Raw genomic sequence first — 26,999 nt, 5'->3', positions numbered from 1 at the left:
CGACGGTTACCACCTGCTGCAGACGGTGTTCCAGTTCGTCGACCTGTGCGACACGCTGCACCTGACGCCCCGTGCCGATGGCGCGCTGCGTATGCTCACGCCGCTGCCCGGCGTGCCGCCCGAGCAAGATCTGTGCGTCCGTGCGGCGCGCGCGTTGCAGGTGCACAGCGGCTGCCGGCAGGGCGTGGACATTGCGTTGACCAAGCGCGTTCCGATGGGCGGTGGTCTGGGCGGCGGCAGTTCGGACGCCGCCACCGTGCTGCTGGCGTTGAACCGGCTGTGGGACCTGCGCCTGCCGCGCGAGGCGCTGGCCGGGATTGGTCTTGCGCTGGGTGCCGATGTGCCGGTGTTCATCGGTGGGCGGGCGGCCTGGGCGGAGGGGGTGGGCGAGCGCCTGACGCCGATCGAGCTGGATCAGCCGTGGTACCTCATTGTCGACTGCGGCGCCGCGGTGGCCACGGCGGCCGTGTTCGGGCACCCAAAATTGACACGCAATACCCCGCCAATCACAATTTCACGCTTTCGTGACGGAACGACCGGCAACGATTGTCTGGCGGTGGTTCGCCAGCTGTATCCGGCCGTGGATGCTGCCTATAGATGGCTGAGCCGCTACGGGCGGGCGCAACTTTCCGGTACCGGCGGGAGTCTTTTCGCCCGCTTCGAGGGACACGCGTAGGCGGCGCAGGCGCTGGCGGCGCTGCCGGCGCCCTGGCGTGGCTGGGTGGTGCGCGGTCTCAATCGCCACCCGTTGCTGGACGACTGACACAACCGATTTCCGCTGGGGTGTCGCCAAGCGGTAAGGCACGGGGTTTTGATCCCCGCATTCCCAGGTTCGAATCCTGGCACCCCAGCCATTTTCGACTGATCGCGCCGGGCTCGGCGCGCGGCTCTTCTCGGCGAGGAATCCATGGCCTACGGCGGCATGATGGTGTTTTCGGGCAGTGCCTGTCCGAAACTGGCTGAATCCATTTCCCAGTACCTCGGCCAGCCACTGGGCAAGGCGGTCGTGGACCGTTTCAGCGACGGCGAGGCGCAGGTCGAGGTCATCGACAACGTGCGTGGCAAGGACGTGTTCATCGTCCAGTCCACCGGTGCGCCGACCGACGAGAATCTGATGGAGCTGCTGATCATGGTCGACGCCATGCGTCGGGCGTCGGCGGCGCGCATCACGGCGGTCATGCCCTACATGGGGTACTCGCGACAGGATCGGCGCATGCTGGGTGCGCGGGTACCGATCTCGGCCAAGGTGGTGGCCAAGATGATCGCCGCCGCCGGGACCGACCGGGTGCTGACGGTCGACCTGCATGCGGACCAGATCCAGGGCTTCTACGACATCGCCATCGACAACGTGTACGCCTCGCCGGTGCTGCTGGGCGACATCTGGCGTCATCGCTACGACGACCTGATGGTGGTGTCGCCGGATGTCGGTGGCGTGGTGCGCGCCCGGGCGCTGGCCAAGCACCTGGACGACGCCGACCTGGCCATCATCGACAAGCGCCGGCCGCGCGCCAACCAGTCGCAGGTGATGAACATCATCGGCGACGTCGGGGGGCGTACCTGCGTGATGATCGACGACCTGGTCGATACCGCCGGCACGCTTGGCAAGGCGGCCGATGCGCTCAAGCAGCACGGCGCCGTGCGCGTGGTGGCCTACGTCACGCACCCGGTGCTGTCCGGCAAGGCGGTCGAGAACATCATGCGCAGCAGCCTGGACGAGCTGGTGGTGACCGACACGTTGCCGTTGCGCGCCGATGCGGCGGACTGCCCGCGCATTCGCCAGCTGAGCATCGCCGAGCTGCTGGCCGAGACCATGCGCCGCATCAGCGACGAGGATTCGGTCAGCACCTTGCTGATGGGTTGAGCGTCGGCGTTCCCGTAAACCTGTAGTACTATTTCGCGTTCCGTTTTTTTCGCGCAGCGTGGCCAGCCCGACCGCTGACGGGGTCGGCCGCGAAGCCTGCGTCATACCGTTGCCACGGAGTTTCCGGTCATGGAAAACCAGTTTGAGATTGCCGCCGAGCCGCGCAGCGCTGGCGGGACGGGTGCGTCGCGCCGGTTGCGCCGTGCCGGCCGCGTGCCGGCCGTCATCTATGGCGGCAATCAGGCCAACGCCGAGATTACGCTGGATCACAACGACACCATCCACCACCTGGAAAAGGAAGCCTTCCATTCCCACGTGCTGACGGTGGACGTGGACGGCCGCAGCGAGCAGGTGGTGCTGCGCGATGTGCAGATGCACCCCTACAAGCGGCAGGTGCTGCACCTGGACTTCCTGCGTGTCAGCGCCGACCGCAAGCTGCGCATGACGGTGCCGGTGCACTTCGTGGGCGAGGACGTGGCGCCGGGCGTCAAGCAGGCCGGCGGCGTGATCTCGCACCTGATGCCCGAGCTCGAGATCGAGTGTCTGGCCAAGGATCTGCCCGAGTTCATCGAGGTCGACGTCAGTGCTCTGGAACTGGGCCATTCGCTGCACCTGTCGGATCTGAAGCTGCCGTCGGGCGTGAGCGTTCCGGCGCTGGCGCTGGGCGCCGACCACGACCTGCCGGTGGTGTCCATCCATCCGCCGCGTCGTGCCGAGGTGGAGCCGGAACAGACCGGCGAGGAAGCCGGTGAGGGTGAGGGCGGCGCCGACTGAGTCGGTGTCGCCAGCGGCCACGACGCAGCGTTGATCCAGCTCATCGTCGGTCTCGGCAACCCGGGCCCGCGTTATGCCGATACCCGGCACAACGCGGGCTTTTCGTTTGTGGACCGCCTGGTGGCGGCCGAACACCTGGCGCTGAAGACCGAGCGTCGCTTTCACGGCGAGGTGGCCACCTTGCGCCACGGCGGTCGCGACGTGCGCCTGCTGAAGCCCCTGACCTTCATGAACGACAGCGGCCGCGCGGTGCAGGCGCTGGCCGCCTACTACCGGATCCCGGTGGCGCAGATACTCGTGGCGCATGATGAACTGGACCTGCCGCCGGGCGAACTGCGCCTGAAGGCCGGTGGCGGTCATGGTGGCCACAACGGTCTTCGCAGCATCATCGGCGCCTTCGGTTCGCCGGCCTTCCTGCGCCTGCGTCTGGGCATTGGCCACCCCGGCGCGGCGCCGCTGGTGACGCCGTACGTGCTCGGCACGCCGCCGGGCGATCAGGCGCAGGGCATCGCGGCGGCCATCGATGCCGCGCTGGCCACTTTGCCGCGGCTGCTTGATGGCGAGATCGCGCCGGTCATGCAGCAGCTCAACACCCGTCCGCGGCGTGCAGGCGCCGGCTGACCTCCACCGCTATTCAGGATTCACCGCATGGGTTTTCGCTGTGGCATCGTCGGACTGCCCAACGTCGGCAAGTCGACCTTGTTCAACGCTCTCACGCAGGCCGGCATCGCGGCCGAGAACTATCCGTTCTGCACCATTGATCCGCACGTCGGCATCGTCGCGATGCCGGATCCGCGCCTGGACCGGCTGGCCGGGATCGTGCGGCCGCAGAAGGTGGTGCCGGCCAGCATGACGTTCGTCGATATCGCCGGCCTGGTGGCCGGCGCCTCGCGCGGCGAGGGCCTGGGCAACCAGTTCCTGGCCAATATCCGCGAGACCGAGGCCGTCGCGCACGTGGTGCGCTGTTTCGAGAACGACGACGTGGTCCATGTGGCCGGTGGCGTGGATCCGTTGCGTGACATCGATGTGATCGACACCGAGCTGGCCCTGGCCGACCTGGAGACGGTCGAACGCGCCCTGCAGCGGGTCGGCAAGCGCACCAAGACCGGCGACAAGGCGGCGCTGGCGGAGCAGGCGCTGCTCGAACGCGTGCGCGCGCATCTGGACGGCGCACGGCCGGTGCGCAGCCTGGGCCTGGGCGCCGACGAGGCGGCGCCGCTGCAGGAGCTGCACCTGCTCACCGCCAAGCCGGTGATGTACATCGCCAACGTGGCCGAGGACGGCTTCGAAGACAACCCCCTGCTCGATCTGGTGCGGCAGCGGGCGGCCGGGGAAGGCGCCGAGGTGGTGGCGGTCAGCGCCGCCATCGAGGCCGAACTGGCGCAGCTCGACATGGACGCGCGCGGTGAGTTTCTGGCCGAACTGGGCCTGGAAGAGCCGGGCCTGGATCGGGTCATACGCGCCGGCTATCGCCTGCTGGGGCTACAGACCTATTTCACGGCCGGCGAGAAGGAAGTGCGCGCCTGGACCGTGTTGCGGGGTGCCACGGCGCCACAGGCCGCCGGTGTGATCCACACCGACTTCGAGCGTGGCTTCATTCGTGCCGAGGTCGTGGGCTACGACGATTTCATCGCCTGCAACGGCGAGGCCGGTGCTCGCGAAGCGGGCAAGTGGCGTCTGGAGGGCAAGGACTACGTGGTGCAGGACGGCGACGTCGTGCATTTCCGCTTCAACGTCTGAGGCAGGCCTTCACGCACCGCAAAGGGCGTCGACCAGTCCGGTCAGGCGCGCGAGGTCGGCGTCGCCGGACAGTCGGTGGTCGCCGTTCTTCAGCAGCGTCAGGTGGCTGTCCTCGCCCTGCAGGCGTTCGATCAGCGTGATGGACTGTTGCCAGGCGACGTCGCTGTCGCGCATGCCGTGCACGATGCGCACCGGACACGACAGCGCGATGGGCGCATCGAGCAGCCGGTGGCGCTGGCCGTCCTCGATCAGCCGCCGGGTGATCACATAGGGCTGTTCGCTATACTCGGACGGCCGTTCGATGCGCCCGTCGCACTGCAGGCGCTCGCGCTCGGTGGGCGACAGTTCGTGGTCGAGGATGGTCTGCGTGAAGTCCGGCGCCGGCGCCAGCAGGACCAGTCCGCGTACGCGCTGGGGGCGGGCCAGGGCCAGCAACAGAGCGATCCAGCCGCCCATCGAGGACCCGACGACGACCTGCGGGCCCTCGGTGAGCGCGTCCAGCGCCGTCAGGGCGTCGTCGCGCCACTGGCTGATGGTGCCGTCCTCGAAGTGCCCGCCCGAGGCGCCATGGCCGGCATAGTCGAAGCGCACGAAGGCCCGACGTTGCGCCGCGCAGTGGGTGGCCAGCGCAGTGGCCTTGCTGCCGGTCATGTCGGACATGAAGCCGCCGCAGAACATGACGCCCGGCGTGCGGCCAAACAGCCGGCGGTAGGCGATGTGATGCGGGCCGCGGTCGAGATATTCGATGACGTCTTGCAAGGGTGGCTCCAAAATATTTGCGGTCGCAGAAAAAAATGTTGACAAGCGCGTGAGTGCTGTCTAGCATTTGCCTCGACGTTCGCAATGAACGTCGTTTCTCCTCCTCTTATACCTCCGATCGGGAGCGCCTCGGCACTCCCGATTTTTTTGCAAGCGCAGAAAACGATCGTTCGGTAAGCGCGTTTTTTATATAAATATTCAATTTTTTCATTCGTGAAAGCCGGGCTTGGGGCGTGGTATTCCCTGTTGGCATGCGGTTGTCGCGGTCTGCGACTTGAAGTTGCCTCGGCGCGACCCTATCTTGAGCGCGAAAGCCGCGAGGTGCGGTAACCGGAGCCGGAGTTTCATGAAACGAATTGCGCTGTTTGTGCTGACCAATCTGGCGGTGCTGCTGGTGTTGAGCGTGGCGCTGAACATCATCATGCCGTTGCTGGGCATTCGACCGGAACAGGGCGGCATGGCGCCGCTGCTGGTGTTCGCGGCCGTGTTCGGCATGGGCGGAGCATTCATCTCGCTGGCCATGTCCAAGTGGACCGCCAAGCGCATGGTGAACGCGCAGGTCATCGAGCAGCCGCGCGGTGAACTCGAAACCTGGCTGGTCAACACCGTGCGTCGCCAGGCCGAGCTGGCCGGCATCGGCATGCCCGAGGTGGCCGTCTACGATTCGCCGGACGTCAACGCCTTCGCCACCGGCATGAGCCGCAACAACGCGCTGGTGGCGGTCAGCACCGGGCTGCTGCGCAGCATGTCGCGCGACGAGGCCGAGGCGGTGCTCGGGCACGAGGTGAGCCACGTCGCCAACGGCGACATGGTCACGCTGACGCTGATCCAGGGGGTGCTGAACACCTTCGTCATCGTCCTGTCGCGGCTGGTCGGCCAGTTCATCGATCGCGCCGTGTTTCGCAACGAGCAGGGTCACGGTGTCGGCTTTTTCGTCGCCACCATGGTGGCGCAGGTGGTGTTCGGCATCGTGGCCAGCGTGATCGTCATGTGGTTCAGCCGTCAGCGCGAGTTCCGCGCCGACAGCGGCGGCGCCAGCCTGGCCGGTCGCGGCAAGATGATCGCCGCCCTGCAGCGCTTGAAGGCGGCCCACGAGCCGTCGCACCTGCCCGAGTCCCTGGCGGCCTTCGGCATCAACAGCGGCAGCGGCCTGTCGCGCCTGTTCATGTCGCACCCGCCGTTGGACGAGCGCATCGCCGCCCTGCAGCGGGCCGCCTGAACCCGGTTTCCTTGGACGCCTGATCCCGGCGCCGGGGTCAGGCGTTTTTTGTTTCTCTCGTTGTTGAGGAATGCTCATGTCCCTGATTCGCCCGTTCCGCGGCCTGCGGCCCGCTCCCGGCCGTGCCGGCGAGGTGATCGCGCCGCCCTATGACGTGATGAATGCGGCCGAGGCGCGGGCCATGGTGGAGGGGCGGCCGCTGAGCTTTCTGCATGTGTCGCGGCCGGAAATCGATCTGCCGGTGGACGCCGATCCGTACTCGGATGCGGTGTACGCCAAGGGCGCCGAGAACCTGCGGCGGTTGATCGCCGAGGGCGTCCTGCTGCAGGACGCGCAGCCGTGCTATTACGCCTACCGGCTGGTGATGAACGGCCGTGCGCAGACCGGCCTGGTGCTGGCGGCCTCGGTGCGGGCCTATGACGAGAACCGCATCCGTCGCCACGAGTTCACGCGCCCGGACAAGGAAAACGACCGCGTGCGTCACATCGACACCAGCAATGCCCAGACTGGCCCGGTGTTTCTGGTGCATCGCGCCGATGCGGCGGTGGACAGCGTGCTGGCGCGCGTGTGTGCCGGCGAGCCGGCGGCCGACAGCACCGCCGCCGACGGCGTGCAGCACACGCTGTGGGTCATCGACGTGGCCGAGGATGTCGCCGCCATCACCGCCGCTGTCGAGTCCCAGGGCGTGCTGTACATCGCCGACGGTCATCACCGCAGTGCCGCCGCCTCGCGCGTGGCGGCGGCCCGCGGCGGCCAGCCGGAGGCCGAATCCAGCTATTTCCTGGCGGTCAGCTTCCCGCACGATCAGGTGAAGATCCTCGACTACAACCGCGTCCTCACCGACCTGAACGGGCTCGACCCGGAGGCGTTCCTGGCGCGCGTGGTCGAGCATTTCGATTGCCAGCCGGCGCCGGGCGAGGCGCGTCCGTCCGCCGCCACCACCTACGGCATGTACCTGGCCGGGCAGTGGTACCACCTGCGCCTGAAGCCCGGCCGGGTGCCGGACGACCCGGTCGGTCGGCTCGACGTCAGCCTGCTGCATCACTACCTGATCGAGCCGCTGCTCGGGGTGACCGATCCGCGGCGCGACAAGCGCATCGATTTCGTCGGTGGCATCCGCGGCCTGGGGGAACTGAAGCGCCGCGTCGACAGCGGCGAGATGGCGGTGGGCTTTGCGCTGTATCCGACCTCGCTCGAGGACCTGATGGCGGTGGCCGATGCCGGTCAGGTGATGCCGCCGAAGTCGACCTGGTTCGAGCCGAAGCTGGCCGACGGCATGGTCAGCCACCTGCTCGACTGAGTGGTGCCCGGTGCACCGCAGTCGGTGCGCCGGGGCTCGTCGTGTCGCGCCGCTCAGCGGCGCCGGTAGACGAATTCGTGGATGGCGTGGCCCAGACGCTGGCCGCGGCGTTCGTACTTGGTCGCCGGCCGCTCGGCGGCCGTGGTCTCAGCGCTGAACCCGGTGCTGGCGGTCAGCGCCTCGCCGATGGCCTGCGCGTAGTCCGCCCAGTCGGTGGCGATGTGCAGTTGCCCACCCGGCGCCAGGGCACGGGCAGCCAGCGCCAGGAAGGTCGTGTTGATCAGGCGCCGCTTGTGGTGCCGCTTTTTCGGCCACGGGTCGGGAAACAGCACCAGCAGCTGCGACAGGCTGCCCGGCGGCAGGTGCCGGTCGAGTACCTGCACGGCGTCGGCGCAGATCACCCGCACGTTGCGCAGCCCCAGTTGCTCCACGCGCAGCAGGAAGCGGCCGATGCCGGGCGGGTAGACCTCCACGCCGATGAAATCGCGCTGCGGCTGTGCCTGGGCCAGCGCCAGCAGCGCGTCGCCCATGCCGAAGCCGATTTCCAGCGTGCGCGGCGCCCGGCGACCGAACGCCAGGTCCAGGTCCAGTGGGCCGGCCTCGGGCAGGTCGATGCCGTACTGTGGCCACAGGCGTTCGAGCGCCTGGCGCTGGCCCGGCGTCATGCGCCCGGCGCGCACCACGAAGCTGCGGATGCTGCGCCGCGGCGCCGTCGCGGCGACCTCGGCCTGCGTGTCAGTCAAAAATCAGTCCGTCCAGTGGCGACGACGCGGCGGCATACGCCTTGCGCGGGATGCGCCCGGCGCGGTAGGCCTCGCGGCCGGCCTCGATGGCCTTGCGCATGGCGCTGGCCATCAGCACCGGGTCGTTGGCGCCGGCGATGGCCGTGTTCATGAGCACGCCGTCGCAGCCCAGCTCCATGGCCACCGCCGCGTCACTGGCCGTGCCGACACCGGCATCGACCAGGATCGGCACGCGTGCCTGTTCGATGATCAGGCGCAGGTTGTAGGGGTTGCGGATGCCGAGGCCGGAGCCGATCGGCGCCGCCAGCGGCATCACCGCCACGCAGCCCATGTCCTCGAAGCGCTTGGCCAGGATCGGGTCATCGGAGGTGTAGACCATCACGTCGAAGCCGTCGTCGATGAGGGTCTTCGCCGCCGCCAGGGTTTCGGTGACGTCCGGGTACAGCGTCTTGTGTTCGGCCAGCACCTCCAGCTTCACCAGGTTGTGCCCGTCCAGCAGCTCGCGCGCCAGGCGGCAGGTGCGTACCGCTTCCTCGGCGGTGTGGCAGCCGGCGGTGTTCGGCAGGATGGTGTAGCGGTCCGGCGGAACCACGTCGAGCAGATTCGGTTCGTCCGGATTCTGGCCGATATTCACGCGCCGCACCGCGACGGTGACGATTTCGGCGCCGCTCGTCTCGATGGCGCGGGCGGTTTCGTCCAGATCCTTGTACTTGCCGGTGCCCACCAGCAGGCGCGAGTGGAAGGTGCGCGTGCCGATGTACAGCGGGTCGTCGTTGAGAGCGGTCATGGCTTGCTGTCCTGGCGGCCGAGCCGCCGAATGTGTGCTGGGGTTCCGGGCGATTCCATCCGTGGAACGTCGCGGTTCGCCGCCGTGTCGCGGCTGCCGCGACCGGTTCTGTGTCCCCTGGGGGCTGCCCAGGGTTTCGCCTGGGCTTCCGGGCCCGTCGGCTCAGCCACCACCGATGGCGTGGATGATCTCCACCCGGTCGCCGTCGCGCAGGGTGTGGTTGGCGTGTTCTCCCCGCGGGACGATGTCGCGGTTCACTTCCACCGCCAGGCGCTTGCCGGCCAGGCCAAGTTGATCCAGCAGCTGCGCCAGGGTGAGGGAGTCCGACAGGGGGTGGGTGGTGCCGTTGACGGTGATTTCCACGGGATGACTTCAGTGCAGGCTGTGCGGCGCCGCCAGGTGAAACGGCGGGATCGGCGCGGTGAACTCGACGCCGTCGTCGCCGACCATCCGGTAGCTGCCGTGCATGCAGCCGGTGGGTGTGTCGATGACGGTGCCGCTGGTGTAGGTGAACGATTCGCCGGGCGCCAGGTGCGGGTGCTGGCCGACCACGCCCAGGCCGCGGACTTCCTGTGTCGCCTCCTCGGCGTTGGTGATGACCCAGTGACGCGCCACCAGCCGCGCCGGCTGATGGCCGCGGTTGGTGATGGTCACCGTGTAGGCAAACACGTAGCGTCCGCGCAGCGGATCCGACTGCTCGGTCAGGTACTGGGTCTGCACAGTCACGGCCACGTCGTGCTGGCCCGGCTCGCGTGGATCGGAAGGGGCGTTCATAGAGCGGTATTCTAGCGCCCTGCCTCAGCCTCCTGCGCCCCGTCCCCATGCAGCAATACCTCGAACTCATGCGCGCCGTGCTCGAGCGCGGCACGCGCAAGGCCGACCGTACCGGTACCGGCACACTGAGCCTGTTCGGCTGGCAGTCGCGCTACGACCTGTCCGCCGGATTTCCGCTGCTGACCACCAAGAAGCTGCACGTGCGCTCGATCATCCACGAGCTGCTGTGGTTCCTGCGCGGCGATACCAATGTCGCCTATCTGCATCAGCACGGTGTCAGCATCTGGGACGAGTGGGCCGACGACAACGGCGAACTGGGGCCCATCTACGGCTACCAGTGGCGATCCTGGCCGGATTACAGCGGTGGCCACATCGACCAGATCGCCGGCGTCATCGAGCGCATCCGGCGCGATCCGGACTCGCGCCGCCTGCTGGTCAGCGCCTGGAACCCGGCGCAGGTGGACGCCATGCGCCTGCCGCCGTGCCACGTGATGTTCCAGTTCTACGTGGCGGACGGGCGCCTGTCGTGTCAGCTGTACCAGCGCAGCGCGGACATCTTCCTGGGCGTGCCGTTCAACATTGCCTCCTACGCCCTGCTGACCCACATGGTGGCGCACGTCACCGGCCTGGCGCCGGGTGAGTTCGTGCACACGCTGGGCGACGCGCACCTGTACCTGAACCATCTCGACCAGGCCCGTGAGCAGCTCGCGCGCACGCCGCGGCCGCTGCCGCGGCTGGATATCGGCCGCCGGGTCGAGTCGCTGTTCGAGTTCGAGTACGGGGACTTCGAACTGTCCGGCTACGACCCGCACCCGGCCATCCGCGCCCCGGTGGCCGTGTGACGGCGCCGGTCGAGGTCGTTCTGGTGGTGGCGGTGGCGCGCGGCGGGGTGATCGGCCGCGACGGCGCGCTGCCCTGGCACCTGCCGGCCGATCTGGCGCACTTCCGCCGCCTGACGCTGGGACGGGCGGTCATCATGGGGCGCACCACGTTCGAGTCCATCGGCCGGCCGCTGCCGCAGCGCCTGAACATTGTTTTGAGCCGGCGCGAGGGGTTCGGGGCGCCCGGGGTGGAGGTGGTATCCGGTCTCGGTCAGGCCTACCGGCTGGCGGCCGCCCATGGCGGGCCGGCCATGGTGATCGGCGGTGCGGCCGTGTACGCGCAGGCGCTGGCCGATGCAAGCACGGTTGAGCTGACCGAGGTTCATGCCGATCTGCCCGGCGACACGCATTTCCCGCCGCTGGGCGCCGACTGGCGCGAGGCGGCGCGTGACGATCATCCCGCCGACGCGCGCAACGCCCACGCCTACAGTTTCGTTACCTACCGGCGGCGCTAGAACGACAGCACGCCGAGCATTCGCAGTCCGGCCAGCGCCAGGAACATCGCGAACACGCGCTTGAGGGTCGGGACCGGCAGGCTGTGGGCCAGCCGCGCCCCAAGCGGGGCCGTGGCGACCGAGGCCAGCGCGATGCCGATGAAGGCGGGCAGGTAAAGGTAGCCGATGGCGCCGGCCGGCAACTGCGGGTGATCGCGGCCCGCCCACAGGAAGGTCGCGGCGCCGATCACGCCCAGCACCAGCCCGCAGGCGGCGGAACTGGCCACCGCCCGGCGCATGTCGACGCGGCAGAAGGTGAGGAAGGGCACGGTCAGGCTGCCGCCGCCGATGCCCAGCAGTGTCGAGGCGGTGCCGATCACACCGCCGGCGCCCAGCAGGCCGCCGCGGCTGGGCAGCGGGCGCCGGCCGGGGGCGCTGGCATTGAAGAAGATCTGCACCGCCACTGCCGTCACGAAGCCGCCGAAGATGCGCGCGAGCAACGCGCTCGGTAGCTTGTCGGCCAGCCAGCCGCCCAACACCGCCCCAACCACCAGCCCTGGCAGCAGGGTCAAGACCAGCGGCACGTCCACGGCACCACGCCGGTAGTGTGCGTAGGCGGAGGACAGCGAGGTCGGCACGATGATGGCCAGCGAGGTGCCAATGGCCAGATGCATGAGCACAGCAGCTGGCATGTCCAGCAGCGGGAACACCAGCGCCAGTGCCGGCACGATCACCACGCCGCCGCCCAGGCCGAGCATGCCGGCGATCAGCCCGGCCAGGGCGCCGATCGCCAGGTAGACACCGAGAATCACGTCATCTGCTCAGTCCGGCGCGCGGCCGCCTTGAATCAGAAGTGGGTCGGCTCGACCCGCCGCTCGAGCGCGGCCAGCATTTCGTCGGCGCGCGGGCTGCCGGCCGCCGCCGCCTTCTCCAGCAGTGCCTTGCCTTGTTTCAGGTCGCGCGGCACGCCGGCGCCTTCGATGTACAGCTCGCCCAGTTCGGCCCAGGCGTCCGGGTGACCCAGGTCGCTGGCTTTACGCAGCCATTCCACCGCAGCCTTGTCGTCGCGCTGTATGCCCAGCCCGGTGGTGAGCATCAGCGCCACTTCCACCATGGCCGCCGGGTTGCCGGCGCGTGCCTGGGTTTCCCAGTGGCCGAAGGCGCGCTTGAACCACATGTCGGCCTGCGGCGGATCCATGGCCACGCCATGGCCGTACATGTAGAACGTGCCCATGAAGTATTCCGCCTCGACGTTGCCTTGCTCGGCGAGGGGCTTGATCAGGCGCACGGCGGTATTGAAGTCGTGGCGTTCGAAGGCGGCGATGCCGTCCTCCAGAGCGCCGGCCTGGGCATTCAGGGACCAGGCTGCGAAAGCGGCCAGCAGGAATCTGCGACAACGTTGCACGGTGAATCCTCCTTCTGGGTCTGCGCATCCCTTGTACGGGGGGCGAGCGCTGCATGGTACACTGCGCGCCCCGCCAAGGCGGCGCCAGCCGGACGTTACCCGGTCCCGGTGCCCGCTGTCGGACGGATCATGTGGGGCGGTAGCTCAGCTGGGAGAGCGTCGCGTTCGCAATGCGAAGGTCGGGAGTTCGATCCTCCTCCGCTCCACCACTTCCTCAGGACGCCACGCCGGATCACCGGTGGCCTTCCCGTCGCGGTCAAGGCTCAGGGGACGTCCATCAAAAGCAGCGTGTTGGTACGCCCGGAGCCGGGCTGGTCACCCTTGGTGATCAGCACGCGCATGCCGCGCTCGATCAGTCCGCGTGTCTTGAGCAGTTCCAGTGCGTCCTGCGCGACGCGTTCGTAAGGCCGGTCACGGTCGAAGTTGATGGCGGTCACGCCGCGCAGCAGGGCCATGCGCCGGCGCGTGCGGGCATGCTCGGTCAGGGCGAATACCGGCACGCCGTGCAGCAGGCGCGACAGCAGCAGGGCGGTGTGCCCGGAGTCGGTCAGCGCCAGCACGGCGCTGGTGTGGCCGTGGCGCGCCAGGTACATGGACGCCATGGCGATGGCCTCGTCGGTGCGCTCGAAGTGGCTGGCGAACTGGGCCGCCGAGCGTTCGGTGACCGGGTAGCGCTCGGCGCCCAGGCAGATGCGGGCCACCGTCTCCACCACGCGCACCGGGTAGGTGCCGACCGAGGTTTCGGCCGACAGCATCACCGCGTCCGTGCCATCGATGACGGCGTTGGCGACGTCGAGCACCTCGGCGCGCGTGGGCACCGGGTTTTCGATCATGGACTCCATCATTTGGGTGGCGGTGATGCACGGCCGGTTCAGCTCGCGCGCCAGGGCGATGATGCGTTTTTGCACGCCGGGCAGTTCGGCATCGCCGATCTCCACGCCCAGATCGCCACGCGCCACCATGACCGCATCGGCGGCCTCGACAATGCTGTCGAGCGCCGTCACCGCCTCGCTGCGCTCGATCTTGGCGACGATGCGGGCATGCCCGCCGGCGCCGCGCAGCAACTCGCGCGTGAGTTCGATGTCGAGCGCCCGCCGCACGAACGACACCGCCAGGTAATCGACCTCCAGTGCGGCGGCGGTGGCGATGTCGTCGCGGTCCTTGGCGGTCAGCGCGGACGCCGACAGGCCGCCGCCGAGCTTGTTGATGCCCTTGTGGTTGGACAGCTCGCCGCCGGCCTCCACCTCGCACTGCACGGCCGTGTCCTGCACGCTCAGCACGCGCAGCTGGATCAGGCCGTCGTTGAGCAGCAGCCGGTCGCCGGCGCGCACGTCCTGCGCCAGCTGCGGGTAGTCGGTGCCGACCGCCTGCTCGTCGCCGTCATGCTCGCCGAGCGCGCCGTCGATGGTGAAGTGCGCGCCGGCCTGCAGCGTCACCGGCCCGTTGCGAAAACCGCGCACGCGTACTTTCGGCCCGGACAGGTCGGCCAGCACCGCGACGTCGCAGCCGACACTCTCGGCCGCGGCACGCAGGGCGCCGATGCGCCGCTCGTGATCGGCCCGCTTACCGTGCGAGAAGTTGATGCGCGCCACGTTCATGCCGGCGCGCAGCAGGCCTTCGAGCACCCCCGGTGGATCGGTGGCGGGCCCCAGGGTGGCGACGATGCGGGTTTGGCGTTGTTCGGTCATGGCTGCTCTGTGCGGGTGAGGGTCTCGAAATCAGCCAATGTGTTCAGATTGGCAAAGGCATCCTGGCGTTGCGCGTCCCTGGAGAAATCCACGCTCAACCAGCCGGTGGTGGCGAACAGGGCCTGCAGGCTGTGTCGGCCGTTTTTCAGGTTGTCTTCAATGGCGGCCAAGGCGCTCGCCGGCAGCAGCACGCAGGCGTACTGATGGCGTGTGCCGTCGAACGGCACCCGGGCACGCGCATCCTGGCGCGGTGCCGCTGCCAGCAGTCGCGCGCACAGATCCAGCGGCAGCCGGGGTAGGTCGCAGGCCACAGCCAACAGCCACGGCGTGTCACACGCCCGCAGCCCGGCGCGCAGGCCGGCCAGCGGGCCGGCGTACGGATAGGGGCCATCGTCCAGCGGTGCAAAGCCGAGAGCCCGGTACCGCGCGTGGTTGCGGTTGGCGCTCAGGAGCACGGTGCGCACCTGCGGTGCCAGGCGCTCGAAGACATGCTGCACCAGTGGTTGGCTGGTCAGTGGCAGCAGGCCCTTGTCGGCGCCGCCCAGGCGTGCGCCGCGGCCGCCGGCCAGGATGAGGCCGGTCACCTCGGTGCACGGCGCCGCAGGGGTGGGGTTGGGATGACCAGGCATGAGCCGACGCGCTATCCTGTCGCGCTGTTTTCGCGCACGGCGGAACGACAGCGGGCGCATCGGCGCCGGCACTGCCCTTCACGATCATGGCCCATCATACGCTCGACGCCCGCTACCTTCTGTGTCCGCTGCCGGTGCTGCGCACGCAGGCGAAGATCCGCGACCTGCATCCGGGCGACGTGCTCGAGGTGCAGTGCACGGATCACGGCGTGCTGGCCGACATCCCGGCCTGGTGTCGTATCAATGGTCACCGCCACATCGACAGTTTCGAGCGCGACGGCGTGGTGACCATCATTCTCGAGGTGGGCGGCGATGCCGGCGACCGCCAGTCGGCCTGAGGCCGGTCGGCCGGAGGCCAGCGACCGTTATCAGGCCGGGCGCCGGGTCACGCTGATCGCCGCCGGGATCAATCTGTTCCTGGCGCTGATCAAGTTCGCCGGGGGCATCTTCGCCCATTCGCAGGCGCTGATCGCCGACGCCATCGACTCGACCGCTGACCTGTTCAGCGACATGGCCGTGCTGTACGGCGCCCGGCAGAGCGCGCGCGCGCCGGACGCCAAGCATCCCTACGGTCACGGCCGCATCGAGACGCTGGTGTCGGTGTTCCTGGGCGGGGTGCTGCTGGCAACCGCCGCCGGTATCAGCCTGCACGCCGCCCAGCGCCTGCTGGACCCCGAGCAGATCCTGCCGCCCGGCCCGGCGGCACTGGCCGTGGCGGTGGTGGCCATCGCGCTCAAGGAATGGATCTACCGCTACACGCTGCGCGTCGGCCGGGAAACCCGTTCGCGCATGCTCGAGGCCAACGCCTGGCATCAGCGCACCGACTCCATCTCCTCGCTGGTGGTGCTGACGGGCGTCGGCGGCAGTCTGCTGGGCATGCCGTACCTGGACCCGGTGGCAGCCATCGGCGTGTCGGTGCTGATCGCCCGCGTCGGTTGGGAGTTGTTGTGGCAATCGGCGTCGGAACTGGCCGACAGCGCCCTGGCGCGCGAGCGGGTGGCGGCCATCCGGCGTACCATCCGGGACGTGGAAGGCGTGCATGGCCTGCACATGCTGCGCACCCGCCGCGCCGGGCCGGATGCGCTGGTTGACGTGCACGTTCAGGTCAACCCGCACATCAGCGTGTCGGAAGGCCACCGCATCGCCGAGCACATCCGAGAGCGGCTGATCCGCGACCTGGACGAGGTCAGCGACGTGCTGGTGCATATCGATACCGAGGATGACCAGTCCTTCGAGCGGGGTCGCACGCTGCCGTTGCGCGCCGACCTGGAGCGGCAGATCCGCGGCACCATCGCCGGCGTTCCGGGCGCGGAGCAGGTGCGGCAGGTGCTGCTGCACTACGATGCCGACCGCATCGGTGTCGAGCTGCATCTGCCGCTGGAGCTGGCGCCTGACGCCGCCGCCGCGCGGTCCCTGGCCGAGCGCCTGAAAACGCCGCTTTACGACGTGCCGCACGTCGTCGATGTGGCGGTGCATTTCGTGATCTGAGGATACCGGCTCGATGTCTGGCAATACCTTTGGCCGTCTGTTCACGGTCACCACCTTTGGCGAGAGCCACGGCGCCGCGCTTGGCGCCATCGTCGACGGTTGTCCGCCGGGCCTGCCGCTGAGCGAGGCCGACATCCAGCCGGACCTGGACCGGCGCCGGCCCGGCACCTCGCGCTACACCACCCAGCGCAAGGAGGCGGACCAGGTGGAGATCCTGTCCGGCGTGTTCGAAGGGGTGACCACCGGCACGCCGATCGGTCTGCTGATCCGCAACACCGACCAGCGCTCGCGCGATTACGCCGCCATCAAGGACAAGTTCCGGCCCGGTCACGCCGACTACACCTACCAGCACAAGTTCGGCCGTCGCGACTACCGCGGCGGCGGTCGCTCGTCGGCCCGCGAGACCGCGGCGCGGGTCGCTGCCGGGGCGGTGGCGCGCAAGTACCTGGCCCAGCGGGGCGTGGTCATTCGCGGCTATCTGGCCCAGATGGGTGATATCGCCCTCGAGTTGCGCGACTGGGCGGCGGTGAACGACAACCCGTTTTTCTGTCCGGACCCGGGGCGGGTGGCCGAACTGGAAGCGGCCATCACGCAACTGCGCCGCGACGGCGACTCGGTCGGCGCACGCGTGACCGTGTTGGCGCACGGTGTGCCGCCAGGTCTGGGCGAGCCGGTGTTCGACCGCCTGGATGCCGACATCGCGCACGCCATGATGGGCATCAATGCGGTCAAGGGGGTGGAGATCGGCGCCGGTTTCGAGGTGGTGAACCAGCGCGGCAGCGAGCACCGTGACCAGATAACCGCCGCGGGGTTCCTGTCCAACCGCGCCGGGGGCGTGCTGGGTGGCATCTCCAGCGGTCAGGACGTGGTCGTCAGCCTGGCGCTGAAGCCGACGTCCAGCATCCGCCTGCCCGGCCGTACCGTGGACATCCACGGTGCCGACACCGACATTGTCACCACCGGCCGCCACGATCCGTGCGTGGGCATCCGCGCGGTGCCGATCGCCGAGGCCATGCTGGCGCTGGTGCTGATGGACCACCTGCTGCGCCAGCAGGCGCAGAACGCCGGCGTGGTGCCGGGCACGCCGGTCATCCCCGGCGCGGTTGACGACTGACCCGCGACGGCTGCCTTACTGGCGGCTGTCGGCCTTCTACCTGTTCTACTTCGCCATCCTCGGCGCCATGGTGCCGTACTGGACGGTGTTCCTGCGCGCCCGCGGCATGAGCGCGTTCGAGATCGGCCAGTTGATGGCGGTCGGCACGCTGACGCGCATCGTGGCGCCGTGGGCCAGTGCCTGGCTGGGTGACCGGGTGCCGCGCCGCATCGCCGTGGTGCGCCTGTCGGCCTTGCTGATGACCCTGGTCTTCTGCGGCATGTTCGTGGCCCACGGTTTCTGGCAGGTGGCGCTGATCACCGCGGCCTTCGGCTTTTTCTGGAACGCTGCCCTGCCGCAGTTCGAAATCGTCACCCTTGGCCACCTCGGGTCCGCCGGCAATCTGTACGGCCGCATTCGCCTGTGGGGTTCGGTGGGTTTCATCGGCGTGGTGCTGGGCGGTGGCTGGCTGCTCGAACGCGCCGGCATCGAGACCCTGTTGCTGGTGTTGCTGGCCACCATGGGTGGCACGTTCATCAGCAGCCTGCTGGTCCCGGATCGGGTCGGGGCACCGGCGGTGCAGGCGCGCGCCTCGCTGCGCGTGGCCATGCGTCATCCGGCGGCGCTGGGGTTCCTGGCCGCCGCCTTTCTGATGCAGACCAGTCACGGTCCGTACTACGCGTTCTATTCAATCCTGCTCGAGGACCTCGGCTACGCCCGTACGGCGGTCGGCGCGCTGTGGGCGCTTGGGGTGGTGGCCGAGGTGGCCATGTTCCTGGCACTGGCGCGCCTGCTGCCACGGTTGGGCGCGGCGCGGGTGTTCATGGCGAGTCTGCTGTTGGCCGGTGGGCGCTGGCTGCTGATCGGTCACGGCGCGCCGGCGCTGGGTTGGCTGCTGCCGGCGCAGCTGCTGCATGCCGCCAGCTTCGGCGCGTTTCACGTCGCGGCACTGGCGCAGGTGCAGCGGTTCTTCCCAGGCGCCCTGCAGGGGCGCGGTCAGGCGCTCTACAGCGGTCTGTGCATGGGCGGCGGCGGCGCCGTGGGTGGCGTGCTCAGCGGGGTGCTGTGGGATGGGCTGGGTGCGACGCGGGTGTTCGAGCTGGCGGCGCTGGCGGCGTTGCTCGGTGCCGCGCTGTGGGCCTGGCTCAGCCGGTATGCGTCAGAGCCCGCCAACGCGGCAGCGGGATGACCTGCGCCGGCGTGCCGGCCGGTCCTGAACGCCCGCTATCGGGGGGCAGGCGGAACGCCGCCCGCACCGCGCTGTCGACGGCGTCGAGGAAGCGCACGGTCAGCAGGTCGGTGTTGGGGTGGTCGAGGACTTTTTCGCGCACCGGCTGCAGCGCGGCCAGCGTCCGCTCGGCCGAGAGTCGGGCCCGGATGTGGTAGCATCGATTGTTTTTATAAATCGCCCGCAGCAGCTCTTTCACCAGCCGGTCGTGCAGGCCGGTGGCCAGCAACAGGTCGGCCGGTTCCTTGGCCGCACGGTTGACCAGCAGGTGGCAGGTGCCGAGTTGGTTCTCGAGCCAGATGGCGAGTTCGCGATAAGTCATGGCATGCGCCGGATCGTCGGTATCGTAAAGCGTGCAAGGTCCGTGGCGGAGCGGGGCCAGATTCTGGGCAGGTCGTGGCCGCTTGTCGAGCGGATGGCGATTCATGAAGGTTGAAGCGGAGGTCGGGCGGCGCCAGCGGCGTTGTTCGGGGCGGTCGCGTTGGCGACGGTCATCGTCCGACATCGCGCTTTGAAGTATCAGCGACAGTTACGGTAGGCATGCCATGGTCGGCAAAACCCTGTACGACAAATTGTGGGATTCCCACGTGGTGCACTCCGAGCCGGACGGTTCGGTGCTGCTGTACATCGATCGTCACCTGATCCATGAGGTGACCTCGCCGCAGGCCTTCGAGGGCCTGGCGCTGTCCGGTCGCCGGCCGTGGCGCACGGCGGCCAACCTGGCGGTGGCCGATCACAACGTGCCGACCACCGACCGCAGCGTGGGCATTGCCGACCCGGTGTCGGCCGAGCAGGTGGCCACGCTGGATCGCAACTGCGAGCAGTTCGGCATCACCGAGTTCCGCATGGACGACCCGCGCCAGGGCGTGGTGCACATCATCGGGCCCGAGCAGGGGGCCACGCTGCCGGGCATGACCGTGGTGTGTGGCGACTCGCACACCGCCACGCACGGCGCCTTCGCCGCGCTGGCCTACGGCATCGGCACGTCCGAGGTCGAGCACACGCTGGCCACGCAGACGCTGCCGCAGCGCAAGTCCAAGAACATGCTGATTCGCGTCGACGGCGCGCTGGGGCCCGGTGTGTATGCCAAGGACCTGATCCTGGCGATCATCGGCGCCATCGGCACGGCCGGGGGCACCGGCTATGCCATCGAGTTCGGCGGCGAGGCGGTGCGTGCGCTGTCCATGGAAGGGCGCATGACGCTGTGCAACATGGCCATCGAGGCCGGCGCGCGTGTCGGGCTGGTGGCCGTGGACGACACCACCATCGACTACGTCCGCGGCCGGCCGTTCGCGCCGCAGGGCGAGGCCTTCGAACGTGCGGCGTCCGCCTGGCGGGCGCTGGTGTCCGATCCGGATGCGCAGTTCGATCGGGTGGTCGAGATCGACGCCGCCAGCCTGGTGCCGCAGGTGACCTGGGGTACGTCGCCGGAAATGGTGCTGCCGGTGCACGGGCAGGTGCCCGACCCGGCCGCCGAGGCCGACCCGGCACGGGCCGAGGGCATGCGCCGGGCGCTCAGCTACATGGACCTTCAGCCCGGTACGGCGCTGACCGACGTGCGCATCGACAAGGTCTTCATCGGTTCGTGCACCAATGGCCGCATCGAGGACTTCCGCGCCGCTGCGGCGGTGCTCAAGGGGCGCAAGGTGGCCGACAACGTGCAGCTGGCGCTGGCGGTACCCGGCTCGGGGCTGGTCAAGCGGCAGGCCGAGGCCGAGGGTCTGGACGAGATCTTCCGCGCGGCCGGCTTCGAGTGGCGCGAGGCCGGTTGTTCCATGTGCCTGGCCATGAATGCCGACCGCCTGGAGGCGGGCGAGCGTTGCGCCTCGACCTCGAACCGCAATTTCGAGGGCCGGCAGGGCCAGGGCGGGCGCACCCACCTGGTCAGCCCGGCCATGGCGGCGGCCGCGGCGGTGGCCGGCCATTTCGTCGATGTGCGCCAACTCTGAGGGTTAGCCGATGCAAGCTCTGAAACTGCTGTGTGCCGCCGGTGTGCTGCTGACGCTGAGCGCCTGCAACACCATCGAGGGAATCGGCAAGGACATCCAGCGCGGTGGCGAGGCCATCGAGAAGTCTGCCAAGTAAGCGATCCGATCATGGAAAAATTCACTTCAATCAATGGCCTGGTGGTGCCGGTCGATCGTGCCAACATCGACACCGACGCCATCATCCCCAAGCAGTTCCTGAAGTCGGTCAAGCGCAGTGGCTTCGGGCCGAATCTGTTCGACGAGTGGCGCTATCTGGATCACGGCGAGCCGGGGCAGGACTGCTCGGGGCGGCCGCTGAACCCGGACTTCGTGCTCAACCAGCCGCGTTACGCCGGCGCGCAGGTGCTGCTGGCGCGGCGCAACTTCGGCTGCGGCTCCAGTCGCGAGCATGCGGTGTGGGCGCTGGTCGACTACGGCATCCGCGCCGTCATCGCGCCGAGCTTCGCCGAGATCTTCTACAACAACAGCTTCAAGAACGGCCTGCTGCCGGTGACGCTGCCCGAGGACGTCGTCGAGCGGCTGTTCCAGGCCGTGGCCGGCAACGAGGGCTACCGGCTGACGGTCGATCTGGAGGCGCTGGAAGTGCGCACGCCGGACGGCGAGGCATTCGCCTTTTCCATTGATGCCGACCGTCGCCACCGCCTGCTGAACGGGCTCGATGACGTCGCGCTCACGCTGGAACATGCCGACGCCATCCGCGCCTACGAGGCGCGCCGCGCCGCCGAGGCGCCGTGGCTGTTTCCCGACCATGCCGGAGCGTCCCGATGAGCCACTCGCTGTTGCTGTTGCCGGGTGACGGCATCGGGCCGGAAATCGTCGCCGAGGCGCAAAAGCTGCTGCTGGCGGTGGGCGAGCGCTTCGGGCTCGAGTTCACGTTCACGCGCGGCCTGCTCGGTGGTTGTGCCATCGACGCCTGTGGCACGCCGTTGCCTGACGAGACGCTGGCGCTGGCGCGGCAGGCCGACGCGGTGCTTCTGGGCGCCGTCGGCGGCGAGAAGTGGGATCGTGGTCCGGCGCACCTGCGTCCGGAGCGTGGCCTGCTCGGCATCCGCAAGGCGCTGGGTCTGTACGCCAACCTGCGCCCGGCGCTGCTGTTCCCGGAACTGGCCGGCGCCTCGACCCTGAAGCCGGAGGTGGTGGCGGGGCTCGACATCGTCATCATCCGCGAGCTGACCGGCGGCATCTACTTCGGTGAGCCGCGCGGTGTCGGCACGCTGGACGATGGCAGCCGCGAGGGCCGCAACACCATGGTTTACAGCGAGGCCGAGATCGAGCGCATCGGGCGCACCGGTTTCGACATCGCCCGTCGCCGCGGCCGGCGCCTGTGCTCGGTGGACAAGGCCAACGTGCTGGAAACCAGTCAGCTGTGGCGCGAGGTCATGACGCGCCTGGCGGCGGAGTATCCGGACGTCGAACTGAGCCACATGTACGTGGACAACGCCGCCATGCAGCTGGTGCGGGCCCCGAAGCAGTTCGACGTGGTGGTCACCGAGAACCTGTTCGGCGACATCCTGTCCGACTGCGCCGCCATGCTGACCGGTTCCATCGGCATGCTGCCGTCGGCGTCGCTGAACGAAAGCGGTTTCGGCATGTACGAGCCGGTGCACGGCTCCGCGCCGGACATCGCCGGGCAGCAGAAGGCCAACCCGCTGGCAACGTTGCTGTCGGTGGCCATGCTGCTGCGCTACAGCCTGGGCGAGTCGGCCGCCGCCGACGGCGTGGAGCAGGCAGTGGCCAGCGTGCTGCGTCAGGGGCTGCGCACGGCCGACATCGCCGTGCCCGGGGAGACCGTGCTCGGCACCGCGCAGATGGGTGACGCGGTGGTGGCGGCCCTGCGCGACGGTGCCTGATTCCAGGGTGATGTGATGAGTCGCAAGTTCAATGTGGCCGTGGTCGGCGCTACCGGCGCGGTCGGCGAGACCATGCTCGAGGTGCTGGCCGAACGGCAGTTCCCGATCGGCGAGTTGTATGCGCTGGCCAGCGAGCGGTCAGTGGGGAAGGAGGTGCGCTGCGGTGACCGGCGCCTGAAGGTGCAGGACCTGGCCACGTTCGATTTCTCGCAGGTCGAGATCGGGCTGTTCTCGGCCGGCGGATCGGTTTCCGCCGAGTACGCGCCGCGTGCCGCCGAGGCCGGCTGCGTGGTGATCGACAACACCTCGCATTTCCGCAACGAGCCCGACATCCCGCTGGTGGTGCCGGAGGTCAATCCGCACGACATCGCCGATTATCGCGACCGCGGCATCATCGCCAACCCCAACTGTTCCACCATCCAGATGGTGGTGGCCCTGAAGCCGCTGCACGACGCCGCGCGCATCCGCCGCATCAACGTCGCGACCTACCAGTCGGTGTCGGGCACCGGCAAGCAGGCCATCGAGGAACTGGCCGGCCAGACCGCGGCGCTGCTCAACGGCAAGCCGACCGAGCCGAAGGTGTATCCGAAGCAGATCGCCTTCAACGCCCTGCCGCACATCGACAGCTTCCAGGAGAACGGTTACACCCGGGAAGAAATGAAGATGGTGTGGGAGACGCGCAAGATCCTGGGCGACGCCGACATCGAGGTGAACCCCACCTGCGTGCGCATTCCGGTGTTCTACGGTCATTCCGAGGTGGTGCACGTCGAGTTCGAGCGCCCGCTGGGTGCCGACGAGGCGCGGTTGCTGCTGGCGCAGGCCGCCGGTGTGCAGGTCATCGACGAGCGGGCGCCCGGCGGTTATCCGACGGCGGTCGAGGCGACTGGCGAGGACTGGGTCTACGTCGGTCGTATCCGTGAGGACATCTCGCACCCCTGCGGCCTGAACCTGTGGGTGGTGTCGGACAACATTCGCAAAGGTGCCGCCACCAACAGTGTGCAGATCGCCGAACGGCTCATTGCCGAGTATCTGGACGCTTGATCCGGTTTGTGGCGTCCGTCCGGCTGAGCTACTCTCTGGGCAAATCCACACCGCGGCACGAATATAGGGAGGGCTTCGGTGGCTAAGACCAAGGTGGCCGACAAGAAATTGCGCAAGGCGCTGGCACCGGCCCTGCTGCTGCCCATCGGCTTTGCGCCGATGAGCGCCCAGGCACTGGGCCTGGGCACCTTGCACGTTGACTCGGCACTCGGCCAGCCGCTCGAGGCGCGCATCGACCTGGTCGGCGCAACTGCGGCCCAGGCCGAGTTGGCCACGATCAGCCTGGCGCCGGCCGACGCGCGTGAGCGCATGGGGCTGAGCGACCCGATGCTCGGCGGCGTGTTGCTGCGGTTCGAGGTCAAGGTTGCCCCGGGTGGGCGCTCCTACGTGCTTGTGACGTCCTCCGGGCCGGTGCGCGAGCCGTATCTCGATTTCGTGCTGCAGGCGGTCAGTCCCTCGGGACAGGTGGTGCGTCACTACACCGTTCTTTTGGATCCGGTCGGCACCACCGCCGCCCCGGTGTCCGCGGCGCTGCCGGCCGTGCCGGTGGCCGCGCCGGCACCGCCGCCGGTCCGTCGCCGGCAGCCGGTGCGTGACCCGTTTGCCAACGTGGCGCCGCCGCGTCCCGGCGCCGAATTCGGACCGGTGCCGCCGGGCGCCACGCTGTGGTCCATTGCGCGGCGTGTGCGTCCGAGCGGTGCCAATCTGAACGACGTCATGGCGTCCATTCACCGCAGCAACCCGCAGGCCTTCATCAACGGCGAGCCGGGGTTGCTCAAGGCAGGTAGCCGGCTGACCATTCCGTCCGAGCAGGTGTTGCGTGATGGTGCGCCCGCGGCGGTGGCGCCCGGGCCGGCGACGGCGGAGCCGGTGGCGTCCGGCGATTCCGCGCCAGCGCCGGCCGAGGCCGCAGCGGAAACGCCACCTGCCGAGACGGCTGCGGCGGTGGAAACGCCGCCCGCCGAGGTGCGCGTGATACGCAGCGAGGACGTCGCGAGCGACGCACCCGCCGAGGCGGCGCAGGGAGCGGACGAGACCAGCGTCGGTTCGGGCGGCAATCGGATTCAGCTGCTCGAGGAAGCGCTGGACGCGGCGCAGCAGCAGAACGACGCCATGCAACAGCGCATGGCGGCGCTTGAAGAGCAGATTCGCACCATGGCCGACCTGATGAAGGCCAGCGGTGTCGAGCAGTCGGCGGTGCAGGGCGACGCGGTCGCGCCGGTGGACACGCCGGCCGGCGACGCGCCGGCAGCCGCTGCCGCCGAGTCGACGGTGGCGCCTGCGTCGTCTTCCGAGACGTCCGGTCGCCCGTGGGCATGGCTGCTGGCAGCCGTGGCTGCCGTGGGCCTGGGGGGATTGGTGGTGCGTTCGCGGCGTCGCCGTGAGGTGATGCTGATCGACGACGCGCCGGAGCCGACGACTGCCGGCACCGACGCGCCTCAGGCGGCGTCGGCGCCGGCGGCCGAGGCCGAGCCCGAGCCCGCGACCGAGGCGCTGGATGACGGTTTCGGTGACCCGGTGGACACGCAGATCGATCTGCTCGCTGCCTATGTCGGCATGGCCGACGGCGCTTCGGCGCGGCAGGTGCATGCGGAAATCATGCGGGCCGGCACCGCCCAGCAGAAGGCGCAGGCCGAGGCGCTGATGGCCAAGCTCAACGGCTGACGACGGATTCCCCGGCACCTTCTTGCGCATCGCTCTTTGCGTCGAGTACGACGGCACCGGCTATAGCGGCTGGCAGATCCAGGACCACAGTCCGTCCGTCCAGGCGGTCATCGAACGGGCGTTGTCCGCCATCGCCGACCATCCGGTGCAGGTGATGGCGGCCGGGCGTACCGACACCGGCGTGCACGCGCTCGGGCAGGTGGTGCATTTCGACACGCATGCCGAGCGGCCACAGCGGGCCTGGTTGCGCGGTGCGAACACGCATTTGCCGCGCGACGTGCGAATCATCGACGCGCGACCGGTGAGCGATGACTTCCATGCCCGGCACAGCGCCCTGGCGCGCCATTACCGCTACCTCATCCTGAATCGCCCGCAGGCGCCGGCCGTCGGGCACGATCGCGTCACCTGGGAACCACGGCCGCTGGATGCGCCGCGCATGCAGCTCGCCGGCCAGCACTGGCTGGGCGAGCACGATTTCAGCGCGTTTCGCGCGGCGGCCTGCCAGTCACGTTCGCCGTGGCGCAACCTCAGTCGGTTGCAGGTGTCCCGGCACGGCCAGTGGGTGGTGATCGACGTGGTGGCCAATGCCTTTCTGCATCACATGGTGCGCAACCTGGTCGGCACGCTGCTGGAGATTGGCTGCGGTCGTCGTCCGCCCGATTGGGCGGCTGAACTGCTGGCCGCGCGTGATCGGACGCGCGCGGCGCGTACCGCCCCGGCCGGAGGTTTGTATCTGGCGGCGGTACAGTATCCATCCCGTTTCGGTGTCACTGCGCCGGCGCCACTGTGGCCATTCTGAAGCTCCATGCCGACCCGCGTTAAAATTTGCGGCATCACCCGGCCGCAGGACGGTCAGGCCGCGGCCGCTGCCGGCGCGCATGCCATTGGCCTTGTCTTTCATCCGGCAAGTCCCCGCTACGTCAGTGTCGAGCAGGCGCGCGCCATCGTCGCCGCGCTGCCGCCGCTGGTCTGCGTGGTCGGTTTGTTCGTGGATGCCGCCGCTCAGACCATTGATGCGGTGCTGCGCGAGGTGCCGCTGGACGTGTTGCAGTTCCACGGCAACGAGCCGGCGCACGCGTGCCGGCGCCACGGACGACGGTACCTGAAGGCCGTGCACGTGCGCCCGGGTGTGGATGTGGCGCAGGCGGCCGCGCCCTATGAGGACGCGGCGGGCCTGTTGCTGGACGCCTTCGTGCCCGGTGTGCCCGGCGGCAGCGGCCAGGTGTTCGACTGGGCGGCGGTACCGGCCGCGTTGCCGCGGCCGTTGCTGCTGGCCGGCGGACTCAATGCCGGCAACGTGGCACAGGCCGTGGCGCGGCTGCGGCCGTGGGCGGTGGACGTCAGCAGTGGTGTCGAGGCGGCGCCCGGCATCAAGGATGCGGCGCGCATAGGAGCTTTCATGCAGGCAGTAAGACAAGTGGACGCAGACCATGGCTGACAGCAGGCAGGCCGGCGCGGCATTGCCGGACACGCACGGCTACTTCGGCCGTTACGGTGGGCGCTTCGTGGCCGAGACGCTGATGCAGCCGCTGCGCGAGCTCGAGGCCGCCTACCAACAGGCACAGGACGATCCGGCGTTCCAGGCCGAGCTGGCGCAGGATCTGCGTGATTACGTCGGCCGGCCGTCGGCGCTGTACCTGGCCGAGCGCTGG

31 protein-coding genes, 2 tRNA genes and 1 pseudogene are annotated in these 26,999 nt (G+C 69.0%); 24 read left to right on the top strand and 10 right to left on the bottom strand.

The window, feature by feature from the left end:
• The 6 genes from ispE to ychF all read left to right on the top strand — a co-directional run.
• On the top strand, nt 1–676 hold a 676-nt coding region (gene ispE / locus ABYX71_RS01700), incomplete at its 5' end, for a 4-(cytidine 5'-diphospho)-2-C-methyl-D-erythritol kinase (RefSeq protein ID WP_372694286.1).
• A 103-nt stretch (nt 677–779) separates the two neighbouring features.
• Nucleotides 780–854, top strand: a tRNA-Gln gene (locus ABYX71_RS01695).
• A gap of 53 nt (nt 855–907) precedes the next feature.
• Nucleotides 908–1,861, top strand: a complete 954-nt coding sequence (locus ABYX71_RS01690; RefSeq protein WP_372694284.1) for a ribose-phosphate pyrophosphokinase — start codon at nt 908–910, stop codon at nt 1,859–1,861.
• Between the two features lie 129 nt (nt 1,862–1,990).
• Nucleotides 1,991–2,635 (top strand): 50S ribosomal protein L25/general stress protein Ctc, encoded by a 645-nt coding sequence (locus tag ABYX71_RS01685; RefSeq protein WP_372694282.1) that lies wholly within the window; start codon nt 1,991–1,993, stop codon nt 2,633–2,635.
• A gap of 30 nt (nt 2,636–2,665) precedes the next feature.
• Complete coding sequence (pth, locus tag ABYX71_RS01680) at nt 2,666–3,256, top strand: aminoacyl-tRNA hydrolase (protein ID WP_372694280.1); 591 nt, start codon at nt 2,666–2,668, stop codon at nt 3,254–3,256.
• Nucleotides 3,257–3,283: 27 nt separating this feature from the next.
• Nucleotides 3,284–4,375, top strand: a complete 1,092-nt coding sequence (ychF, locus tag ABYX71_RS01675) for a redox-regulated ATPase YchF (RefSeq protein ID WP_372694278.1) — start codon at nt 3,284–3,286, stop codon at nt 4,373–4,375.
• 9 nt (nt 4,376–4,384) lie between these two features.
• On the opposite strand, the gene ABYX71_RS01670 is transcribed toward ychF, so the two are convergent.
• Nucleotides 4,385–5,134: an alpha/beta hydrolase gene (locus tag ABYX71_RS01670; RefSeq protein WP_372694276.1), complete on the bottom strand. Its 750-nt coding sequence runs from the start codon at nt 5,132–5,134 to the stop codon at nt 4,385–4,387.
• Nucleotides 5,135–5,480: 346 nt separating this feature from the next.
• Between ABYX71_RS01670 and htpX the strand changes: the two genes are divergently transcribed.
• Nucleotides 5,481–6,353: a protease HtpX gene (htpX, locus tag ABYX71_RS01665; protein WP_372694274.1), complete on the top strand. Its 873-nt coding sequence runs from the start codon at nt 5,481–5,483 to the stop codon at nt 6,351–6,353.
• 76 nt (nt 6,354–6,429) lie between these two features.
• Nucleotides 6,430–7,653, top strand: coding sequence for a DUF1015 domain-containing protein (locus tag ABYX71_RS01660; protein ID WP_372694272.1), 1,224 nt, complete (start codon nt 6,430–6,432; stop codon nt 7,651–7,653).
• 53 nt (nt 7,654–7,706) lie between these two features.
• On the opposite strand, the gene trmB is transcribed toward ABYX71_RS01660, so the two are convergent.
• The 4 genes from trmB to apaG form a co-directional block, all read right to left on the bottom strand.
• Nucleotides 7,707–8,318 carry a tRNA (guanosine(46)-N7)-methyltransferase TrmB gene (trmB, locus tag ABYX71_RS01655; RefSeq protein ID WP_372694288.1) on the bottom strand — a complete coding sequence of 204 codons (612 nt, stop codon included), beginning with the start codon at nt 8,316–8,318 and terminating at the stop codon, nt 7,707–7,709.
• A 70-nt stretch (nt 8,319–8,388) separates the two neighbouring features.
• Nucleotides 8,389–9,183, bottom strand: coding sequence for a thiazole synthase (locus ABYX71_RS01650; protein WP_372694270.1), 795 nt, complete (start codon nt 9,181–9,183; stop codon nt 8,389–8,391).
• Nucleotides 9,184–9,345: 162 nt separating this feature from the next.
• Nucleotides 9,346–9,546 (bottom strand): sulfur carrier protein ThiS, encoded by a 201-nt coding sequence (gene thiS, locus ABYX71_RS01645; protein WP_372694268.1) that lies wholly within the window; start codon nt 9,544–9,546, stop codon nt 9,346–9,348.
• A 9-nt stretch (nt 9,547–9,555) separates the two neighbouring features.
• On the bottom strand, nt 9,556–9,957 hold the full coding sequence (gene apaG, locus ABYX71_RS01640; RefSeq protein WP_372694266.1) for a Co2+/Mg2+ efflux protein ApaG: 402 nt from the start codon (nt 9,955–9,957) through the stop codon (nt 9,556–9,558).
• A 47-nt stretch (nt 9,958–10,004) separates the two neighbouring features.
• On the opposite strand from apaG, the gene ABYX71_RS01635 reads away from it, so the two are divergent.
• Together ABYX71_RS01635 and ABYX71_RS01630 are read left to right on the top strand one after the other, a co-directional pair.
• Entirely contained in the window at nt 10,005–10,799 is a 795-nt protein-coding gene (locus ABYX71_RS01635) for a thymidylate synthase (RefSeq protein ID WP_372694264.1), read from the top strand.
• On the top strand, nt 10,796–11,293 hold the full coding sequence (locus ABYX71_RS01630; protein ID WP_372694262.1) for a dihydrofolate reductase: 498 nt from the start codon (nt 10,796–10,798) through the stop codon (nt 11,291–11,293). Before ABYX71_RS01635 ends, ABYX71_RS01630 begins: the two co-directional genes overlap by 4 nt.
• Here the strand turns inward: ABYX71_RS01630 and ABYX71_RS01625 are convergent.
• Together ABYX71_RS01625 and ABYX71_RS01620 are read right to left on the bottom strand one after the other, a co-directional pair.
• Complete coding sequence (locus ABYX71_RS01625) at nt 11,290–12,084, bottom strand: sulfite exporter TauE/SafE family protein (protein WP_372694260.1); 795 nt, start codon at nt 12,082–12,084, stop codon at nt 11,290–11,292. The genes ABYX71_RS01630 and ABYX71_RS01625 overlap by 4 nt on opposite strands.
• A 35-nt stretch (nt 12,085–12,119) precedes the next feature.
• A complete protein-coding gene (locus ABYX71_RS01620; protein ID WP_372694258.1) occupies nt 12,120–12,677 on the bottom strand; it encodes a tetratricopeptide repeat protein in 558 nt (185 codons plus the stop codon).
• 133 nt (nt 12,678–12,810) lie between these two features.
• On the opposite strand from ABYX71_RS01620, the gene ABYX71_RS01615 reads away from it, so the two are divergent.
• Nucleotides 12,811–12,886: transfer RNA gene (locus ABYX71_RS01615), tRNA-Ala, on the top strand.
• 54 nt (nt 12,887–12,940) lie between these two features.
• On the opposite strand, the gene pyk is transcribed toward ABYX71_RS01615, so the two are convergent.
• The gene (pyk, locus tag ABYX71_RS01610) at nt 12,941–14,365 is read right to left on the bottom strand and encodes a pyruvate kinase (protein ID WP_372694256.1); all 1,425 of its coding nucleotides are present in this window, start codon (nt 14,363–14,365) and stop codon (nt 12,941–12,943) included.
• Nucleotides 14,362–14,994: a molybdenum cofactor guanylyltransferase MobA gene (gene mobA / locus ABYX71_RS01605; RefSeq protein ID WP_372694254.1), complete on the bottom strand. Its 633-nt coding sequence runs from the start codon at nt 14,992–14,994 to the stop codon at nt 14,362–14,364. Before mobA ends, pyk begins: the two co-directional genes overlap by 4 nt.
• Before the next feature lie 86 nt (nt 14,995–15,080).
• Between mobA and ABYX71_RS01600 the strand changes: the two genes are divergently transcribed.
• Genes ABYX71_RS01600 through ABYX71_RS01585 form a run of 4 tightly spaced genes read left to right on the top strand, consistent with a single transcriptional unit; the run spans nt 15,081 to nt 18,764 of the window.
• On the top strand, nt 15,081–15,332 hold the full coding sequence (locus ABYX71_RS01600) for a sulfurtransferase TusA family protein (protein ID WP_372694252.1): 252 nt from the start codon (nt 15,081–15,083) through the stop codon (nt 15,330–15,332).
• Nucleotides 15,307–16,482: a cation diffusion facilitator family transporter gene (locus ABYX71_RS01595; RefSeq protein ID WP_372694250.1), complete on the top strand. Its 1,176-nt coding sequence runs from the start codon at nt 15,307–15,309 to the stop codon at nt 16,480–16,482. Before ABYX71_RS01600 ends, ABYX71_RS01595 begins: the two co-directional genes overlap by 26 nt.
• 13 nt (nt 16,483–16,495) lie before the next feature.
• The gene (aroC, locus tag ABYX71_RS01590) at nt 16,496–17,596 is read left to right on the top strand and encodes a chorismate synthase (protein WP_372694248.1); all 1,101 of its coding nucleotides are present in this window, start codon (nt 16,496–16,498) and stop codon (nt 17,594–17,596) included.
• A complete protein-coding gene (locus ABYX71_RS01585) occupies nt 17,586–18,764 on the top strand; it encodes an MFS transporter (protein ID WP_372694246.1) in 1,179 nt (392 codons plus the stop codon). The genes aroC and ABYX71_RS01585 overlap by 11 nt, the downstream gene beginning before the upstream one ends.
• Here the strand turns inward: ABYX71_RS01585 and ABYX71_RS01580 are convergent.
• A complete protein-coding gene (locus ABYX71_RS01580) occupies nt 18,721–19,308 on the bottom strand; it encodes a hypothetical protein (protein WP_372694244.1) in 588 nt (195 codons plus the stop codon). The two genes, ABYX71_RS01585 and ABYX71_RS01580, sit on opposite strands and share 44 nt — an antisense overlap.
• 40 nt (nt 19,309–19,348) lie before the next feature.
• On the opposite strand from ABYX71_RS01580, the gene leuC reads away from it, so the two are divergent.
• The 9 genes and pseudogenes from leuC to ABYX71_RS01535 form a co-directional block, all read left to right on the top strand.
• Entirely contained in the window at nt 19,349–20,752 is a 1,404-nt protein-coding gene (gene leuC, locus ABYX71_RS01575) for a 3-isopropylmalate dehydratase large subunit (protein WP_372694242.1), read from the top strand.
• Nucleotides 20,753–20,762: 10 nt separating this feature from the next.
• Nucleotides 20,763–20,888, top strand: a complete 126-nt coding sequence (locus ABYX71_RS01570; protein WP_372694240.1) for an entericidin A/B family lipoprotein — start codon at nt 20,763–20,765, stop codon at nt 20,886–20,888.
• An 11-nt stretch (nt 20,889–20,899) separates the two neighbouring features.
• Nucleotides 20,900–21,559, top strand: coding sequence for a 3-isopropylmalate dehydratase small subunit (gene leuD / locus ABYX71_RS01565; RefSeq protein ID WP_372694238.1), 660 nt, complete (start codon nt 20,900–20,902; stop codon nt 21,557–21,559).
• A complete protein-coding gene (gene leuB, locus ABYX71_RS01560; protein ID WP_372694236.1) occupies nt 21,556–22,641 on the top strand; it encodes a 3-isopropylmalate dehydrogenase in 1,086 nt (361 codons plus the stop codon). The genes leuD and leuB overlap by 4 nt, the downstream gene beginning before the upstream one ends.
• A gap of 15 nt (nt 22,642–22,656) precedes the next feature.
• Complete coding sequence (locus tag ABYX71_RS01555; protein WP_372694234.1) at nt 22,657–23,682, top strand: aspartate-semialdehyde dehydrogenase; 1,026 nt, start codon at nt 22,657–22,659, stop codon at nt 23,680–23,682.
• A gap of 78 nt (nt 23,683–23,760) precedes the next feature.
• The gene (locus ABYX71_RS01550; RefSeq protein ID WP_372694232.1) at nt 23,761–25,347 is read left to right on the top strand and encodes a FimV/HubP family polar landmark protein; all 1,587 of its coding nucleotides are present in this window, start codon (nt 23,761–23,763) and stop codon (nt 25,345–25,347) included.
• 22 nt (nt 25,348–25,369) lie between these two features.
• Nucleotides 25,370–26,146 (top strand): tRNA pseudouridine(38-40) synthase TruA, encoded by a 777-nt coding sequence (gene truA / locus ABYX71_RS01545; protein WP_372694230.1) that lies wholly within the window; start codon nt 25,370–25,372, stop codon nt 26,144–26,146.
• A gap of 6 nt (nt 26,147–26,152) precedes the next feature.
• On the top strand, nt 26,153–26,785 hold the full coding sequence (locus tag ABYX71_RS01540) for a phosphoribosylanthranilate isomerase (RefSeq protein WP_372694228.1): 633 nt from the start codon (nt 26,153–26,155) through the stop codon (nt 26,783–26,785).
• Nucleotides 26,778–26,999, top strand: a pseudogene (locus ABYX71_RS01535) (tryptophan synthase subunit beta); the annotation flags it as partial. The gene ABYX71_RS01540 and the pseudogene ABYX71_RS01535, both read left to right, overlap by 8 nt.

This window comes from Immundisolibacter sp., assembly GCF_041625615.1.
GTDB lineage: Bacteria > Pseudomonadota > Gammaproteobacteria > Immundisolibacterales > Immundisolibacteraceae > Immundisolibacter.
This window is presented reverse-complemented; position numbering and strand designations above follow the sequence as displayed.